The organism is Nocardia sp. CY15, from assembly GCF_009829295.1.
Lineage (GTDB): Bacteria > Actinomycetota > Actinomycetes > Mycobacteriales > Mycobacteriaceae > Nocardia > Nocardia sputi.
The window spans coordinates 1-15,901 of record NZ_VUOT01000033.1 but is presented as its reverse complement, the minus strand read 5'-3'; the positions used below and the strand labels follow the sequence as shown (position 1 = coordinate 15,901).

The following is a 15,901-nucleotide window of genomic DNA, read 5'->3' as shown; positions in this document are numbered from 1 at the left end:
GTTCGGGTTCTTCCTGTGTTCACCCCTTCCCGGTCGGGTCCATCGCACACTCGAGCCACGCCGTAGACAGCCACCTCCGCGCTGGGGTCAGATGTCCCAGAACGGGGGGCGTTCGAGTTCTGGGAGTTCGCATGCGGCGGCCAATTCGGCCGCGCGAGGTATGAGTTGCTCTCGCAGGTCGGTGCGCATTTTCTCGATCTGGTCGAGCAGTGGACCGGAGGTGGTCGCCTGGTCGAGCAGGAGAGCGGCCCGTCGTTCGGCCCAATCCAGGCCCAGCCAATGCCATAACGGGTGCAGCGATGGCTGCTCTCGCCCGAGGATCTCGAGCATGGCGCGGTCGGCGAAAGCCGTTGCCGTGTGTTCGGCCAGCCGGAAGTTCGCGTTCCATGCCGTGAACGGATCGTGCGCGTCGATGCGTGCGGTCAGCTGGCGCAGCAGGCGACGTTCCAAATCCCTGGCGGCACGCAGACATCCGTCGAAGGACAGTTCGAAGGGACCGTCGTCTTCGGCTGGCGGCTGATATCCGGTCTCTTCGACCATCGCGCGCGCGGTGTCGTAGTTGATGAGTTGGTTGTCACCTGCGGCGGTGCGGTAGCCGTGGAGCAGGCCGCGATAGCCGTTGAGCTGATCGGTGGCGGTGAATCCGGCTGCGCCGCAGTGTAATCGGCACAGCGCCACCGTCTCCTCGGCCGTGGTGGTCGCGGCGGATTTGAGTAGTGGCAGTGTCACATCCACCGCCGCCCATGGTGTCCAGGCCGAGTTCGGGGCCGGCGCGTTATCCACGGTGGAACGGTGTTTGACGTGGTTTGCCATCGCAGTCAGCGCATAAGCGCGGGACAAGGCGGTGAGCACCGCATCCTGTTGATTGCGCATCCCCAGCAAGGGGTAGCCGGGCGCCAGTTTGCCCATGGTGACGCGGTTGACCGAGTGCCGTAGCAGTACGACACCGGCCGCTCGGCTGATCGCGGCGCTCGCGGAAATCACGGCTCGCCAGACCGTCGGCGCGGCGTACATCGACAACGACAGCCGCGCTTGGGGATTCGGATCGTGGAAGGTGCCGTCGGGCGTGATTCGGGCACCGGCGGCCAGCCAGGCCGAATAGGGAATCCGCATCTCGTTGAACTCGATCGCGGCGCAGTCGATCGGAAGCGCATGCCCATTCGGCGCGGGCACGATACGTGCACCCTCTGTGGTCGCTCCGTATTCATCGCGGAGAGGGACGACGAAAATGAATACGCCACAGGGTTGGTCACCGACGACCAGCTGCGCATACACGACCGCTGTCTTGGGGGTGCCCGGATGCCCCGCTGTCGTGGGGAATTTCTTTGCCGCGGGCGTAGGGGTACTCAGCACGAAGTTCCTGCTCTGCGGTTCGAACCGGGCGATGGTCGCGGGTGCAAGATGGCTGTTGCTGCGGCCGGCCTCGGTCATCGCCACCACCCCGAACGACTGCATCGCCGTCAACTCGCGTTGGATCGGTGCGGTGTTCGTATCCCCGAAATGTACGATCGGTGCCAGCACGAGGGTGTAATGCAGCAGCATGAGGTGAAACAACGCCGGGTCTGCCACCGCGGCACGTTCCAGCAGTGCACACAGCAGCGGCGGATCCGCCAGCAGTTCACCGGCCGCCGGCGCAGTGAGCCCAGCGCGCCGCAGTCGCCGATAGGTGAGTTCATGCCGTGCGGACGGCGCCAGGTCATCGGGGTATTCGAAGAACTCGGCGGGGATAGCGCGGCACACTTGCTCATGTCGGGAGTTGTCGAGACCGCCTCGCACGAAGTCTATGAGGTCCATGGTGTCACCGCCGCTGCGCTGAGGGAGAGTGGCTCTCGGACGCCGATGGCGCGGGCCGGTCCGGGATGTGACCAGACAGCGGGTGTGTCACCAGCCCGGTCAGCTCCAGCAGTGGGACGTCGCCGGTTCCGTAGGCCGTTGCCCCACGAGAGTCAGCCCGCAGCATGATCGAGGAGCCGGCCGGTGGACCTGCCAACGGGAGTGGTCGCAGGCGGCCGATGCCGATCGGCACCGAACCGACCCGATTCGCTCCGTGCAGTGCGATGACGCTCAGCTGAATCAGGCTGTCGAGCAGCAAGATGGGCCAGGGGGGACCCTCCGCCGCGCGGTAACCGTGTCCGGAGTGAGCGAACGTCGCGGTGGCGACCCGGCCACACAGCGCGACCTCGCTCAGCGACAGGTATGGCCCGCTGAGCGTCAGCAACCCGCCGGGCTCGTACCAAGGCGGGCGAACCAATTCCGGATCACCGACGGGCACGGCTATATTCGACGCGGACGGCCGGGTGGGCTCGAATAGTATCGTCGCCTCTGCGTGCAGGAGATGCCGATGTGTACCGGGAAGTCGCACCGGTAGCTCGCTGTGTATCCGCACGAGCGCCGTGCTGCCGCCGGTCTCGCCCTCGACGGTGAGCCGGTAGCCGTGGTGCCCGCCGTGGAGCGGCCGGTGAATCGCTAGATTCGCTATCGCGGTCGGGATTCGGCCGCTGGAGCCGGCCGCCGCCTCTGCGGCGAGCATCGCGATCATGGCCGCAGGTACCACCGGCCGCCCCGCGAGCAGATGGTGGACGAGATGGTGGTCTCGGCCCGCCAGCTCGGGCCGGAAGAGCGATGACCGGTGGCCCTCGGGCTCGAGCAGCCGCGGCGGGGGAGCGGGCCGCGGTGGTACTTGTGGTGGTCGAACGGCATCGCCAGCGATCAGGTTGCGTTCGGCCGGACCGAGATAGGTGATCGTCGCGGCGTCGGATCCGGTATCGAGCGCGGCGACGAACAGCTGGCAGCCCTGGCGGTTCGACACCGGTGTCAATGCAGCTTGGCGGCGTAGCACTTCGCGGGTCATGGGTTCGGCCGCGAACCCGCTTTCGTCCCACAGTGGCATCGCGAGGGTACCTTCGGGGCAGGGCCCGAAACGGCCAGCCCATGGTGCAGTGTGATCGAGTAGGTCATTGCCCGCGCAGTAATCCGCTTCGCCGGGCCAGCCCAGGACTGCGAGCAGGGAGCCGATATTGCGCCAACGTCGAGGTGGCCTTCCTGCGAATGCCTGGCGGAGGGCCAGATAGCCCAGCAGTTTGGTATCGCGGACGCGCCGAGCATGGTCCAGTGTCGTGGATCGCACGGTCCCACCGTGGTGCACGCCTGCCGCATTGATCAGCAAATCCACCCGACCGTGCACGGCATGCACCCGATCGATCGCGGCGCCGACCGCCGCCGCGTCGGTGACATCGCAGGTCAGGTGATGAACTTTGGTCGCGCCGCAGCGGTCTGCGAGCCGCTGCAGGGTGGAACGGGTCTGCGCGGCGGCCCGAAGCCGGGCGTATTCCCTGGTCAGCTCGGCCAACTCCAGCTCGGCCGCGGCAGCCCGGCGGGACGCGATGAAATCGGCCCGGGATGGCACCTGCGCGGTCGGCGCGGGTGCGGTTGTGCTGAGCAAATAGACGGTCGGAGAAGCGTTTTCTACGAGGGTGGCCAAGATTTCCGCGATGATGCCGCGGGCACCGGTGGCGACCACCACATCGGCGGGCCCGAGCGCTTCAGCGGGTGCGCCCGACGGCGGATGGTCGCTCAATCGATAGGCGAGCCGTCGGCGGCCCGAATGGACACTTACGGCGAAGTCCTGGAGCCGGCCTGATTCGGCCGCCAGCAACTCGAGCCCGGCAGCAAGATCACCGGACTCGGTGAGGACGGCGAAACAGGTTGTCGCCGGTGCTTCCCGAGCCAGGCTCTTGACCAGCCCGGTGAATGGGCCGGCCGCCGGGTGCACCAATTCTTCACGCACTGAGTCCACCAGCAGCACAGCGAAACTGTCCCCCGGCCCGGCTCGCCACCGTGCGGCGGCGAGATGCGCCAAGTCGTGCAGTACTCGGATACGCGACAGCGCACTGAGATCGGTCGTGCTCGTACTCGAGGCGCCCAGGGAGGTGATGATGCGAATGTGTGCGATGTCGCTGTCCGGCAGCAGTGCCGCGAGTGCGGTGGCGGAGGGGAGCGAACCGGCGACCGTGGGCACGACGACTATGCGAGCGTCGACGCCTACGGGCGCCGACGCCGGATCCTCGACCAGCAGCAGGGATCCCGGTGGCACCGCAGGTAGCGTGGCCTGAACGCGCCGGGCGGGCGAGTCGGCCAGTTCCCACCGTACAGGTTGCACAGGTGACTCGACGGCAGCCGGTACGGAGGGCGCACTGCTCGTTTCGGTGGCGACGGTGAGTTGCACGCCCCAGTCGGCGCGGCTGCCGATACGAGCCGTCCCCGGTGCCGCGACGATCCGCGTGAGCAGGGCGAGCATCGCGTCGCCTGCGACATAGGTGCGGTCCCCAGTGCGCAGTGGTGCGGCGGTGTCCGGGTGGGTAGCCGGATCTCTGGGCCCGAATTCGGTACGTAGTCTCGCCAGTACCGGAAGCCCCTCAGCACGAGCTGTCGATTCGCGACCGAGGGCGATCAGGAACGCGCCCTCGGCGAGTGGGCGGTGCTCGCCGCCGTCGGCCAGCACCTCGGCCAGCTCCGGGCAGCTGTTGCCATTGACGGCGGCGACCAGTGCCAGGTCCAGAGTGCGGTGGCGCAGATGACGTTCCGCGGTACGCACGGCATCCAGCGCCGCATCGAAGCCGGTGTCGATGGTCATGTTCAGGCCGTGCAGATCCCACAGCGATGCCAGGCGGGCGGCGATGATGTTCGGCATCAGGCCGGGGTAGGAGTCCTCGGTGCTTGTCGGCACCAGCGCGCGGACCTGTTCGCCGAGCTCGCCGAGCACGCGTGCGGCCGGAGACTGGGAATCCGTTGCCAGACAACGCTCGAGATCGCCCAGATAGCAGCGCAACGCGTAATGGACACCTCGGCGCGTCGGCCCGACATGCGCGGCCACGACACCCGCTGTGTCGTGCAGTCGGCTGCACGCGGCCCGAATGTCCTGCGGCAAACGGGATGCGGCATTGAGCACCATGATTTGGCTGCGGTCCAGGTTACGAAGCGTGGCGGGTGGCAATGGCACCCGAGCGAAGTCGGGCAGTGGATAGTCCGCGCCGAAACCGAGATCCGGCGGCTGCCGTCCCTCGCGCAGCCAGGCCGTGACCGTTTCATGATCGGGATCACCGGGAAGATTGGTAGCCCAGCCGATTACGACGATATCCTCGGTATCGATTCTCGGTCGTGGACGCCGCAGGGGCGTGTCGTCGGTGTGCTCACCGACGACGATATGGGCGTCGGTGCCGCCGAAACCGAAAGCGTTGATGCCGACCCGGCGCGGACGCGGGCCCGGCAGGGCCGCCGGTTCGGCGGACGGACGGAAGCGGCTGCCTTCGAGCTGGGGTATCGGGTCGGCCAGGTAGCGCTGTGCTGGAACTTGATCACACGACAGCCCGGACAACGCCTGTACCAGGGATATCGCTCCGGCGGCCCAACCAGTGTGCCCGAGAATCGCTTTGTTCGACGACAGCGCCGCGGGCGGGCCGTCGCCGACGACTTCGTTCAACACACCGAGTTCCGTACTGTCCCCCGCTTGGGTGCCGGTGGCGTGCGCGATGATCCAGGAGAGGTCAGCCGGGTCGACGACGCCGTCGGCGTACGCGCGCCGCACGGCGAACCCCTGCCCGACCCGATTGGGCGCGTAGATGGCCTTGCCGCGGCCGTCGCAGGCCAACCCGACGCCCTCGAGCACGCCGAGTATCCGATCACCGTCGCTGCGTGCCCGGCTCAGACGCTTGAGGGTCACGACGCCCGCTCCGTCGGAGAACAGCACTCCGCTCGCGTCCCGGTCGAAGCACCGCACCTCGCCGGACTTCGAGAGCCCGGTGAGCTTGGAGAACAGCACCATATTGCGTGCGGAGTAGCCGAAGGCCCCTCCGCACAATGCCACGTCGGCGCTGCCCTCTCGCAAGGCTTTGACAGCGAGGTCGAGGCTGTACAACGACGAGGAGCACGCCGTGTCCACCATCACCAGTTCGGTCCTCTCCGGCACCAGACCGGCAATAGCGTTGCGGCCGATACGGTGCGGCAGGAATTCATAGGGTGACTGTGCGAGGCCGGGGTGGGGTGCGCCGGTGTAGTGAGCGCGCAGGCGCTCGTACGCCTGCGGTGGCAATCGATCCCCGATGCGCCGCAGGTAGCCGGAGAGCACCAGGCGCTGTTCGAGATCCTGGCTGCCGTCGGCGGTAAAACCCAGTGCGACGAAAAACCGATCGTGCCGCCCGCGCGTGACAGTGCTCAATGCTTGCTGTACAGCTTGACGCAGCCACAGCGTGGTCGCCTCACGGCTGGGCACGATGCCCTGTTCGAGTTCTGCGCGCAATTGAGGGCCGGGAACGAAGTTCGTGATGAACCCCGATTTCTTGGTGTAGCTGCGATCGGGCGCCGACGGGTCGGCGGAGTAGAAGGCATCGGGGTCGAATCGCACTGGGTCGGTGAACACATTCTCCGGGCCGCACAGCACCCTCCACAGTTCCTCCGGATCGGCGGCGCCGGGTGCCACCGCGCCCATGCCGACGATCGCGATCACCGCCGCACTGTCCGGTTCGGGCCGCGGCGGTTGCGGATCGCTGATCCGGATCGACTTCTGGACCGGTGGCACAGGTTCGGGTGGCGGTACGGGTTCGGGTGGTGACAGCGACATCGAACCGAGTGACAGCCCACCGTCGGCCAGCACGCATTGCCCGGTGATCCACGAGGCGGCGGGTGAGGCCAGAAATACCACCAGCTCGGCTGCTTCCGCCATGCTGCCCAGCCGATGCCCGAGCGGAGTGGCCTCGCGCACCCGCGCCATGAACGGTTCCGCATCCGGGAACAGCTCGACCGCAGGACTATCCAACACGCCCAAAGCCGCTGTGTTGACCCGGATTCCCAGGTGTGCGTATTCGACAGCCAGGTAGCGGGTGAGCGCTTCCACGGCGGCTTTGGTGGTGCCGCACGCACTGAATCCGCGCATCACCAGTTGCCCGCCGCCGAGTGAGGACAGGTTGACGATTGCGCCCCCGCCGCGCCGCTGGATCAGCGGAGCAGCTGCACGGGCACAGCGTAGACTGCCCCGCAGACCGGTATTCCAGGCCCGATCCCAGTAGTGGTCCGCGATCTCGTCGATGCGGCCGAGCGCGCCACCGCCGGCATTGTTGACCAGCACATCCAACCCGTCGTGCCGTCGCTCGACAGTGGCGAACATCGCCTCGACCTGATCTTGCTCGAGCACCGACGCCCGCAGGAGCTCGGCCGAACCGCCGTTGGCGCGAATTTCATCGACGAGTGCCGGAGCCTCCTGGCGGGCGTGGAAATAGTTCACGATGACATGCGCGCCTTGCGCTGCGAAAGCCCGGCTGATGGCGCCGCCGACGCCGCGCGCCCCACCGGTGACCAGGACGACAAGGCCACCGAGCCGGGTCATCGGCCTGCCTGTCGTTGTTGCAGCACCCATTCGGCGATATGTCCGAGTGAGGGGTAATCCAGCACCGTGACGCCGTTTGGGGGGCGGGTGAGTTCGAACATTTCGATGACCTTGGTCAGTAAGGCGGTCTGCTTGAGTGAGTCCACACCGAGATCCGCCTCCAGCATCGCGTCCTCGGTCAGTACATCCGGCGGGTATTCGAGCAGGTCGGCATACAGGGCTCGCAGCCGTCGAGTAACGTCGTCCCGGGCCGCGCGCTGGGGCGCTGGCTCGTGCGGAAGTGTTGCCGCGGATGTGGGCGGTGGTGCCACGGGTTCGGGGACGGGCGCCGCCTCGGTGGCCAGTACCGCAGACATCGCCGGGCGATGTTGCGGGGTGACCGCGCCGTTGCCGCGTGCGGCGGCGGCGAGCTCGGCGACCGCCTGCCCGGGGTCCGACAACGGGGCGTAGGTTTGAATGTCGGGCACGGTCAATTCGGCACACCGGGTCAATGCCCGCAGCGCACCCACCTCGACATAGCGAGATACCCCGTGCTCATGCAGGTTTCGAATGGTGTCGGTGAACCGCACCGGCAGCACGAGGCACTGTCCGAGCAGCGTCGTGAGATCATCGTCATCGGTATAGCGGCGTCCATGGATCGGCGAGATGACCGGAATTTCCAGATGATGCTGGGCGATTCCGCTGGTCAGCTGCACAAAGGCGGTGGCGGCCGGGTGCATCGACGGGTGGTGCGATGCGTAGGGAAGATAGAGCTTGGTGAAGAAGGCCCCGAGTGCCTGAACGACGGGCTCGGCCGCGTCGATCGCTTCGACTGGGCCGCTGAGCACCGTTTGCCGCGGTGCGTTGACGCAGGCGACCACCAGCTCCGGTGCCTCCAGCGCACCTATGATGTGCGCGGCGGTTTCCACGTCCACGCTGATCGCGGCCATCGCGCCGCGCCCCTCCCAGGGCTCGAGCGCGCGTGCGCGGGCCCACACCAGATAAACCCCGTCCGCGAGGGTGAACGCGCCCGATGACACCAGCGCCGCGATCTCGCCGAAACTGTGTCCGACCAGCGCGCGCGGCCGTGCACCAGAATCCATCAGAATCTTATGTGTGGCAATGGAAGTCGCGAAGATCGCCAACTGCAGGTGTGCGGCAGGCCGAGTCAGCATGTCCTCGATCGACAGCTCCTGCTCTCCGAGGAGGACGGGCCGCACCGCCGGGATACCGTAATCCGCTGCGGCGTAGTCGATTTTGTCCAGCTCATCGGCCACCCACGGGTGGTCGAGGGCGGCTGAACGTAGTGCCGCGGGAGAATATGCCCCTAGGCCAGGGAAAAGGAAAACCGTCCGATCGTTGGTCTGCAACATCCCAAGTTCTCCTGTGGATCGTCTCGGCTGCTCACCGTAAAGAGTAGCGAAAACGGTTGCGCAGCATGTTTTATTGCGAACCAGCATCGGAGGGGGCCGACGAACAGCGTCTTCGCGACGAACTGCACCCGAGCGCTGGATCCCGGTCGACAAGATCGGCACTGCGTCGAGTTGACATCGTTGGCAACATCATGGAGTTTGCTGGTATGGCGACGGTCGTGGAAGCCGAACAAGATCCGTCACCGAAAAATCGCGAAAGGGCAACCCCCCTTTACATCGACCGTATTGCGAAGTCGTGTTCTGACCTTCTCCCGCACGTGTCCCTCAGGGCGGGGGTCCGGTGAGGGGGTGACCCTGAGCTGATCGGGCGGCTCGAAGGCGCTGCGCGAGGTGGGCGGCGACGTGGTGCAGGTGGACGGCAAGACCACTCTTGTGTTTCCTGGACGCGGTGGAGTGCTGCGTGGTCCCCACAACTTCAACCGCACCTGGCGCGGCGCGCACGGCACGCTCGACAAGGATGTAACGCAATACACATTCCGGAAGACGGTCGCCACGCTGATCGCTGAGGGTCGGATGCGAAGACTGTGGCGTAGCGGTCAGGGCACTCCCGAGAGAGGGCGCAGAGCGTCGGCGGAGCTGGCACCGGACTCCACGGCTGTTGTGGAGAAGGGGCTGGGCTGGACCGCCTGACCGCAAGTTGGGCCCGGAGACATCGGTGTACTTTTGTCACGTTCCGAGATGAGATCAGGTCAGGCCGGATGGCCCCGCGTGACCTGGGATGATTGTGCGCCATCAGGGACTCGAACCCCGAACCTGCTGCTCTCGGCGGTAGGCAATTCGGGACTGTACGAATATCTCAGCGGGGCGTGCCCGCCCTTATAAGATCGGTTGGGTGAACCCGCCATCGGCGCAGCGGGAGTTCTTCGCATACGGGCCATCGCACTGGGTGGTGCTGGCCATCTTCGCGGTCGGGGCGGCGCTGGTCGTCCGCGTCGGACGCAGGCACCGCAGCCCTGAGAGCGCGCGTAGATTCGGCCGCGTCGCGGGTGCCACCACGTTGGCGTTGTACCTGGTGATCTACCTCGTCGCGATGATCCCACCGACTATCGGGCGCTCGGTACCGCTGCGATTGACCGATCTCGCGAGCATGGTCGCCGCGTACGCCCTGTGGTCGCACCGGCCCTGGGCGTACGCCTTGACCTATTACTGGTGTCTGACCCTGAGCACGCAGGCACTCGTGTCACCCGCGCTGAACAGCCCGGACTTCCCGCATCCGGAATTCCTCGCCTTCTGGGCGATCCACCTGGTGGTGGTCTGGGCGGCCATCTACCTGACCTGGGGCATCGGCATGCACCCGGACTGGCGAAGCTACTGGCTGGCGGTGACCGTCACCGTCGTGTGGGTGGCGGTGACCTTTGTCTTCAACTCGATAGCGGGCACGAATTACGGATTCGTCAACGGCAAACCCGCCACCGCATCGCTGCTGGACGTGCTCGGCCCCTGGCCTTGGTACCTGGTAACCGTGGCCGCCCTGCTCCTCGCCGTGTGGGCTCTGATGACCTGGCCGTGGACCGCGATGGCACCGAGGCCACCCACCCATGCTCGCCGCGCGTGGAAGAACCGGTGGGGAAACCACCGGCCTCACCTGCCCGGATCCAGCCGCTGAGGGCATTACTCTGCCAACGTGACAACGCAACCGGCGCGTCCACAACGGCCATTCGGTCGGCGTGCCGCGCTGCTCGCGATCGGTGCCGTGCTCGCGGTGAGCGGGGCCGCCACCCGGCCGTTCAGTGGGTCGGCTACCGCACTGGTACTGGTGTCGGCGGCCGTGATCTCGGTGCTGGCTCGGCGCGCGGCGCCCGCCCCGGTTCCCCGTACCGAGCGGCTGCGGCGCGGCGTGGTCGTCTGGTCGGCGCTGCTGATCGCGGGATCGGCGTGGGAGGTGTACGCGTTCGTGCGGCAACCGGATTGGAGCCGGGCCAGCGACGACCACCCGACATTGTCGACGCTGCTGGATCCGGCGCTCGAACACTGGCCGCTGCGCGTCGTGGGATGGCTGGTCTGGCTGGGTGCCGGTTGGTGGCTGGTGTCGAGATGAACGATCGGGAGATCGTCGTCGTCGGCTTCGCGCTGCTGCTGGGTGCCACGCTCGGCGCCGTCGTCGTCACGCACGTGCGCCGCGACCTGATCGCGCCCCTGGGCGAAACAGTCGCCTACCTCCTCCGCGCTCGGGCAGCGAGGATTGCCGCTGTAGTGCTGTGGGCATGGCTCGGCTGGCATTTTCTCGCGCGGTAGCGGCCGGTCCGCCGCCGGTGGCGGTTCCGGCCGGCCACTTGAACGGTGCTGATCAGGAGTCGCGCGGGGTGACCAGGCCGGATTCGTAGGCGAAGACCACGAGTTGCGCGCGGTCGCGGGCGTGGAGCTTGGTCATGGCTCGGTTGATGTGGGTTTTCGCGGTCAGCGGGCTGATCACCATCCGGTCGGCGATCTCGTCGTTGGACAGTCCCCGCGCCACCAGCGTGACGGCCTCACGTTCGCGGTTGGTCAGTTCCTTCACCCCGCTACCGACTTCGGTGACCAGCGGCTGGGTGACGTACCGGTTGATCAGTCGGCGCGTGATCGAGGGCGCAAGCAACGCGTCGCCCCGCGCGGCGACGCGGACACAGTGGAGGAAGTCCTCCGGCTCGATGTCCTTGACCAGGAAGCCGGCCGCGCCGGCGCGCAGCGCGTTGAAGACGTATTCGTCCATGCCGTAGTTGGTCAGGATGACGACGTGCACCGCGGACAGGGCGGGGTCCGCGGCGATGCGCCGGGTCGCTTCGATGCCGTCGACGACCGGCATCTGGATGTCGACGAGTGCGATGTCGGGCAGGTGTTGCCTGGCCAAAGCCAGGCCCTCGCTTCCGTCTGCGGCCTCGGCCACCACCTCGATGTCGTCCTCCAGGTCGAGCAGCGCGCGGAATCCACTGCGAATGAGTGGCTGGTCGTCTACCAGCAGGACGCGGATCACGACGTTCGATCCACGGGTAGTTCGGCCTGTACGCGGAAGCCGCCCTCGCTGCGTGGTTCCGCGCGCAGGCGACCACCGAGGGCGGTGACGCGTTCGCGCATCCCGAGCAGCCCGACGCCGGGAGCCGGTGCGGTGCCGGGCGTGGCCTTGCCGTCGTCATCGATTCGTATGACCAAGGTGTCGGGGCGGTAGTCGATCCGGATCGACGTCACGGTGGCGGCGGCATGGCGGGCGATGTTGGTCAGCGACTCCTGGACTATCCGGTAGACGGTCCGGTCCACCGCCGCGGGCAGGTCGCGGGGATGCCCTTCGATCGTCAGAGTGGCGTCCAGACCGGTGGTGCGCGCCCGTTCCACCAGTTCCGGGACGTGGTCGAGCCCCTGCGGCGGGTTCTTGACATCGTCGCGCAGCGCCTCCAGGGTCGCTCGCAGTTCCCTGGCAGCCTCGCGACCGGCCTCCCGGATCGCCAGCAAAGCCTCCGGCACCTCGTCACCTCGCTTGCGGGCGACATGGACGGCAGCCTCGGACTGCACCTTGATGACCGAGATGTGGTGGGTGAGCGAGTCGTGCAGCTCCCGCGCGATGTGCAGCCGCTCCTCGTCGGCGCGGCGCCGAGCGGCCTCCTCCCTGGTGCGCTCGGCCTCGTCCGCCCGTCGCTCGGCCTGCCGCAGCGCCTCTCCTGCCGCACCGGCCGCGATCAGCCAGGCCAGCTCGAGAGCGCCTCGCGCCTGCGTAAACGCCTCGCTCATGTCGCGCAGGGAGACCAGGGCCGCGAGCGGGAGGGCGGCCAGCAGGACCACCGACGCCGCCACCGTCACCGTGCGGTGCCCCGCCCGTACGGCGGCGTACACCGCGAACAGGAACGCGACCGCGGGCACGTCGAATCCGGCCGCTTGATAACCGAGCGCGCACGACCCGGTCACGGCCAGCACGGTGACCGGAGCCCGGCGGCGCGCGGCCAACGCGAGACCGCCGGTCGTCAACAACACGTAGCCCAACAGGTCGAGGTTCGTGGGGGAGTGTTGCCCGGACAGTCCGGCGACCAGCAACGTCGCCGCCACGCCGACGGCGATCGCCCAGTCCCCGATCCGTCGCGTGCGCATGCGAGCACCCTAGCCGGATCTGCGCGCGGGCGACTCCCGCGCATGAAGTATCGATCGCCTACCGCGCCGGCGGTATCCGCACCACCGTCGCGGTATTCCGCGGCAGCGGGCTACGGCATCGGTGGCAGCACGAATTGTCTTCGCGGGCAGGATGATCGCCGGTGGGTTGAGCGGACATGATCGAGCGCGTCCGATCCTACGATGAAGGAGCACCCCATGTTCGTCCGCTCTCTGTTCGCCGCCGCGCTCGCCTCGCTCGGAAGTCTCTCGCTGGCCACACCGGCGGCCGCGACCGTCTCGGCCGGTGCGGCCGCTGTCGATTCCTACGTCGTGACCAGCGGGCGATTCGTAGGCGCGGTGGCCGCACTGGTGGCACTCGCCGGAGTGGTCACCGGAGTGGTGGCGCTGGCCCGCCCGTCCGGTCGAATCCGCATCGGCAATCGAGGAGGGTGGGCAGCCGCGGCCCTGGTGGCGGGGCTGACCGGTGTGCTCCTCGGTGGGCTGGTGGTGGCCGCCGCCGACGGCGGGCCCGGCACCGGCAACGGGATAGTCGGTGGCTTCGCGGCCCTGATGATCGGGGTGGTCGCCACGGTCCTCGGTTGGCTGGCGCGGACCCGCTCCCGTCGCACCGTCTGACTGCCGACCGTGACGCGATGGCCGTCGAGGCCGGGGCGGGGGTTCACGTCACGACCGGGATATTCCGCCGGTGTGAAAGGGTTGGCAGATTACCGCCGATGGACTTGACGAATGGCATCCGGAGATGTCACTATTAATTCGGGAAGGCACCGCTAATCGAGTGCCTATTTGTTCGTGTCCTCGACAACGGTCGAGTTTGGGTGTAATTTGAGACTTCGCGCCGGGGTGCGTGCTGTCCGACTCTCGAAATACGGAATGACTGCAGAAAGTGGCACGGACGCGTGCCGCTTTCTGCCCGTTGTTGTCGAGGCATGTTGGGGCCACCTCCGGCACGGTGCGCAAGGTGAAATACAGCCCACAGGACAAGCAGATACCGTGACGACCGCGTGAACGCGTGGGCGGCGCGAGGTGCTGGAAGGACGCGTCTTGGCAGTCTCGAGTCAGACAGAAATCGATGCAGGAATACCCGAAGACACCGCGATCCAGGGGGCTCCGAAGCGGGTATCGTTCGCCAAACTCCATGAGCCGCTGGATGTTCCACCGTTGCTGGACGTGCAGACCGAATCGTTCGAATGGTTGATCGGTGCGCCCGCCTGGCGCGAACGGGCAGCGGCGCGCGGCGATTCACCCGCGGGCGGGTTGGAGGAGGTGCTCGAGGAGATCAGCCCGATCGAGGACTTCGCCGCCACGATGTCGCTGACGCTTTCCGAACCGCGTTTCGAGGAAGTCAAAGCCTCGGTCGAGGAATGCAAAGACAAGGACATGACCTACGCGGCTCCGCTGTTCGTCACGGCGGAGTTCATCAACAACAACACTGGTGAGATCAAGAGCCAGACGGTCTTCATGGGCGACTTCCCGATGATGACCGACAAAGGTACATTCGTGATCAACGGCACGGAGCGTGTCATCGTCTCGCAGCTGGTGCGCTCGCCGGGGGTCTACTTCGACCACTCCGTCGACAAGGCCACGGAGAAGGACCTGCACGGTGTGCGCGTCATACCGTCGCGCGGCGCGTGGCTGGAATTCGACATCGACAAGCGCGACACCGTCGGCGTTCGCATCGACCGCAAACGGCGTCAACCGGTGACGGTCCTGCTCAAAGCACTCGGCTGGACCAGCGCGCAGATCACCGAACGGTTCGGTTTCTCCGAAATCATGACGACGTCCCTGGAGAAGGACAACACGGCGGGCACCGACGAGGCACTGCTCGACATTCATCGCAAGCTGCGTCCGGGTGAGCCGCCGACCAAGGAGTCCGCGCAGGCGCTGCTGGAGAACCTGTTCTTCAAGGAGAAGCGTTACGACCTGGCGCGCGTGGGTCGCTACCGGATGAACAAGAAACTCGGCATCCACACCGGCGAAGTCATCGGCTCCCGGGTGCTCACCGAGGAAGACATCGTCACGGTCATCGAATACCTGTTGCGGCTGCACGCAGGTGATCGCGTGATGACCGCACCCGGTGGCATCGAGGTACCGGTCGAGGTCGACGACATCGACCATTTCGGCAACCGTCGCCTGCGCACGGTCGGCGAGCTGATCCAGAACCAGTTCCGGCTGGGGCTGTCCCGGATGGAGCGCGTGGTCCGCGAGCGGATGACGACTCAGGATATCGAGGCGATCACGCCGCAGACGCTGATGAATATCCGCCCGGTCGTCGCCGCGATCAAGGAGTTCTTCGGAACCTCGCAGATGTCGCAGTTCTTGGATCAGCGGAACCCGCTCGCCAGTCTGACGCAGAAGCGTCGCCTGTCCGCGCTCGGGCCGGGGGGTCTGACTCGCGAACGCGCAGGTCTGGAAGTCCGCGATGTGCACTACAGCCATTACGGCCGGATGTGCCCGATCGAGACGCCCGAAGGCCCGAATATCGGGCTGATCGGTTATCTGTCGGTGTACGCGCGGGTCAATCCGTTCGGCTTCATCGAGACGCCGCACCGAAGAGTGATCGACGGCCGGGTGACCGACGAGGTCGACTACCTGTCCGCCGACCAAGAAGATCTGCATGTCGTGGCGCAGGCGAACGAGCCGCTCGACGCCGAGGGACGTCTCGTCGCCGCCCGCATTCCGGTGCGCCGCAGGAATTCGGAGGTGGAGCTCGTCGATCGCGCCGAGGTCGACTACATGGACGTGTCGCCGCGTCAGATGGTGTCGGTCGCGACGGCGATGATCCCGTTCCTCGAGCACGACGACGCCAACCGCGCCCTGATGGGCGCGAACATGCAAAAGCAGGCCGTGCCGCTGATCCGCACCGAAGCCCCGCTGGTGGGCACCGGTATGGAGTTGCGTGCCGCGATCGATGCCGGTGATGTCGTGGTGAACGAGAAGGCCGGTGTGGTGGAGGAGGTTTCCGCCGACTACGTCACGGTGATGGCTGATGACGGGACGCGTAAGTCCTATCGGATGCGTAAGTTCGCTCGGTCGAATC

The 15,901-nt window shown here is 66.8% G+C and carries 10 protein-coding genes and 1 pseudogene; 6 read left to right on the top strand and 5 right to left on the bottom strand.

Going from position 1 to position 15,901, the window contains the following annotated elements; translation table 11 throughout:
• Window positions 1-87: 87 nt before the first annotated feature.
• The 3 genes from GVY39_RS27625 to GVY39_RS27615 are packed head-to-tail and all read right to left on the bottom strand — an operon-like array spanning window position 88 to window position 8,730.
• Window positions 88-1,794, bottom strand: coding sequence for a hypothetical protein (locus GVY39_RS27625; protein WP_159929641.1), 1,707 nt, complete (start codon window positions 1,792-1,794; stop codon window positions 88-90).
• 4 nt (window positions 1,795-1,798) lie between these two features.
• On the bottom strand, window positions 1,799-7,378 hold the full coding sequence (locus tag GVY39_RS27620; protein ID WP_159929639.1) for an SDR family oxidoreductase: 5,580 nt from the start codon (window positions 7,376-7,378) through the stop codon (window positions 1,799-1,801).
• On the bottom strand, window positions 7,375-8,730 hold the full coding sequence (locus GVY39_RS27615; protein ID WP_236565709.1) for an acyltransferase domain-containing protein: 1,356 nt from the start codon (window positions 8,728-8,730) through the stop codon (window positions 7,375-7,377). The genes GVY39_RS27620 and GVY39_RS27615 overlap by 4 nt, the downstream gene beginning before the upstream one ends.
• A gap of 390 nt (window positions 8,731-9,120) precedes the next feature.
• Here GVY39_RS27615 and GVY39_RS27610 point away from each other — a divergent pair, with 390 nt between their 5' ends.
• From GVY39_RS27610 to GVY39_RS27595, 4 genes are all read left to right on the top strand, one after another.
• Window positions 9,121-9,420 (top strand): hypothetical protein, encoded by a 300-nt coding sequence (locus tag GVY39_RS27610; RefSeq protein ID WP_159929635.1) that lies wholly within the window; start codon window positions 9,121-9,123, stop codon window positions 9,418-9,420.
• Between the two features lie 202 nt (window positions 9,421-9,622).
• Window positions 9,623-10,396 carry a TIGR02206 family membrane protein gene (locus GVY39_RS27605; protein WP_159929633.1) on the top strand — a complete coding sequence of 258 codons (774 nt, stop codon included), beginning with the start codon at window positions 9,623-9,625 and terminating at the stop codon, window positions 10,394-10,396.
• Between the two features lie 18 nt (window positions 10,397-10,414).
• Entirely contained in the window at window positions 10,415-10,828 is a 414-nt protein-coding gene (locus tag GVY39_RS27600) for a hypothetical protein (RefSeq protein ID WP_159929631.1), read from the top strand.
• Window positions 10,825-11,025, top strand: a complete 201-nt coding sequence (locus GVY39_RS27595) for a DUF6186 family protein (RefSeq protein ID WP_159929629.1) — start codon at window positions 10,825-10,827, stop codon at window positions 11,023-11,025. Before GVY39_RS27600 ends, GVY39_RS27595 begins: the two co-directional genes overlap by 4 nt.
• 52 nt (window positions 11,026-11,077) lie before the next feature.
• Here the strand turns inward: GVY39_RS27595 and GVY39_RS27590 are convergent, their stop codons facing one another.
• The gene (locus GVY39_RS27590; protein ID WP_159929627.1) at window positions 11,078-11,740 is read right to left on the bottom strand and encodes a response regulator transcription factor; all 663 of its coding nucleotides are present in this window, start codon (window positions 11,738-11,740) and stop codon (window positions 11,078-11,080) included.
• Window positions 11,737-12,843 (bottom strand): sensor histidine kinase, encoded by a 1,107-nt coding sequence (locus GVY39_RS27585; protein WP_159929625.1) that lies wholly within the window; start codon window positions 12,841-12,843, stop codon window positions 11,737-11,739. The genes GVY39_RS27590 and GVY39_RS27585 overlap by 4 nt, the downstream gene beginning before the upstream one ends.
• A gap of 216 nt (window positions 12,844-13,059) precedes the next feature.
• Between GVY39_RS27585 and GVY39_RS27580 the strand changes: the two genes are divergently transcribed.
• Both GVY39_RS27580 and GVY39_RS27575 read left to right on the top strand, forming a co-directional pair.
• Window positions 13,060-13,479 (top strand): DUF6223 family protein, encoded by a 420-nt coding sequence (locus GVY39_RS27580; protein ID WP_159929623.1) that lies wholly within the window; start codon window positions 13,060-13,062, stop codon window positions 13,477-13,479.
• 408 nt (window positions 13,480-13,887) lie between these two features.
• A pseudogene (locus GVY39_RS27575) lies at window positions 13,888-15,901 on the top strand (DNA-directed RNA polymerase subunit beta); the annotation flags it as partial.

Coding starts and splice junctions, on each gene's coding strand:
- GVY39_RS27615 (WP_236565709.1), bottom strand. CDS start 8,730: ATGTTGCAGACCAACGATCGGACGGTTTTCCTTTTCCCTGGCCTAGGG.
- GVY39_RS27595 (WP_159929629.1), top strand. CDS start 10,825: ATGAACGATCGGGAGATCGTCGTCGTCGGCTTCGCGCTGCTGCTGGGT.
- GVY39_RS27585 (WP_159929625.1), bottom strand. CDS start 12,843: ATGCGCACGCGACGGATCGGGGACTGGGCGATCGCCGTCGGCGTGGCG.
- GVY39_RS27620 (WP_159929639.1), bottom strand. CDS start 7,378: ATGACCCGGCTCGGTGGCCTTGTCGTCCTGGTCACCGGTGGGGCGCGC.
- GVY39_RS27580 (WP_159929623.1), top strand. CDS start 13,060: ATGTTCGTCCGCTCTCTGTTCGCCGCCGCGCTCGCCTCGCTCGGAAGT.
- GVY39_RS27625 (WP_159929641.1), bottom strand. CDS start 1,794: ATGGACCTCATAGACTTCGTGCGAGGCGGTCTCGACAACTCCCGACAT.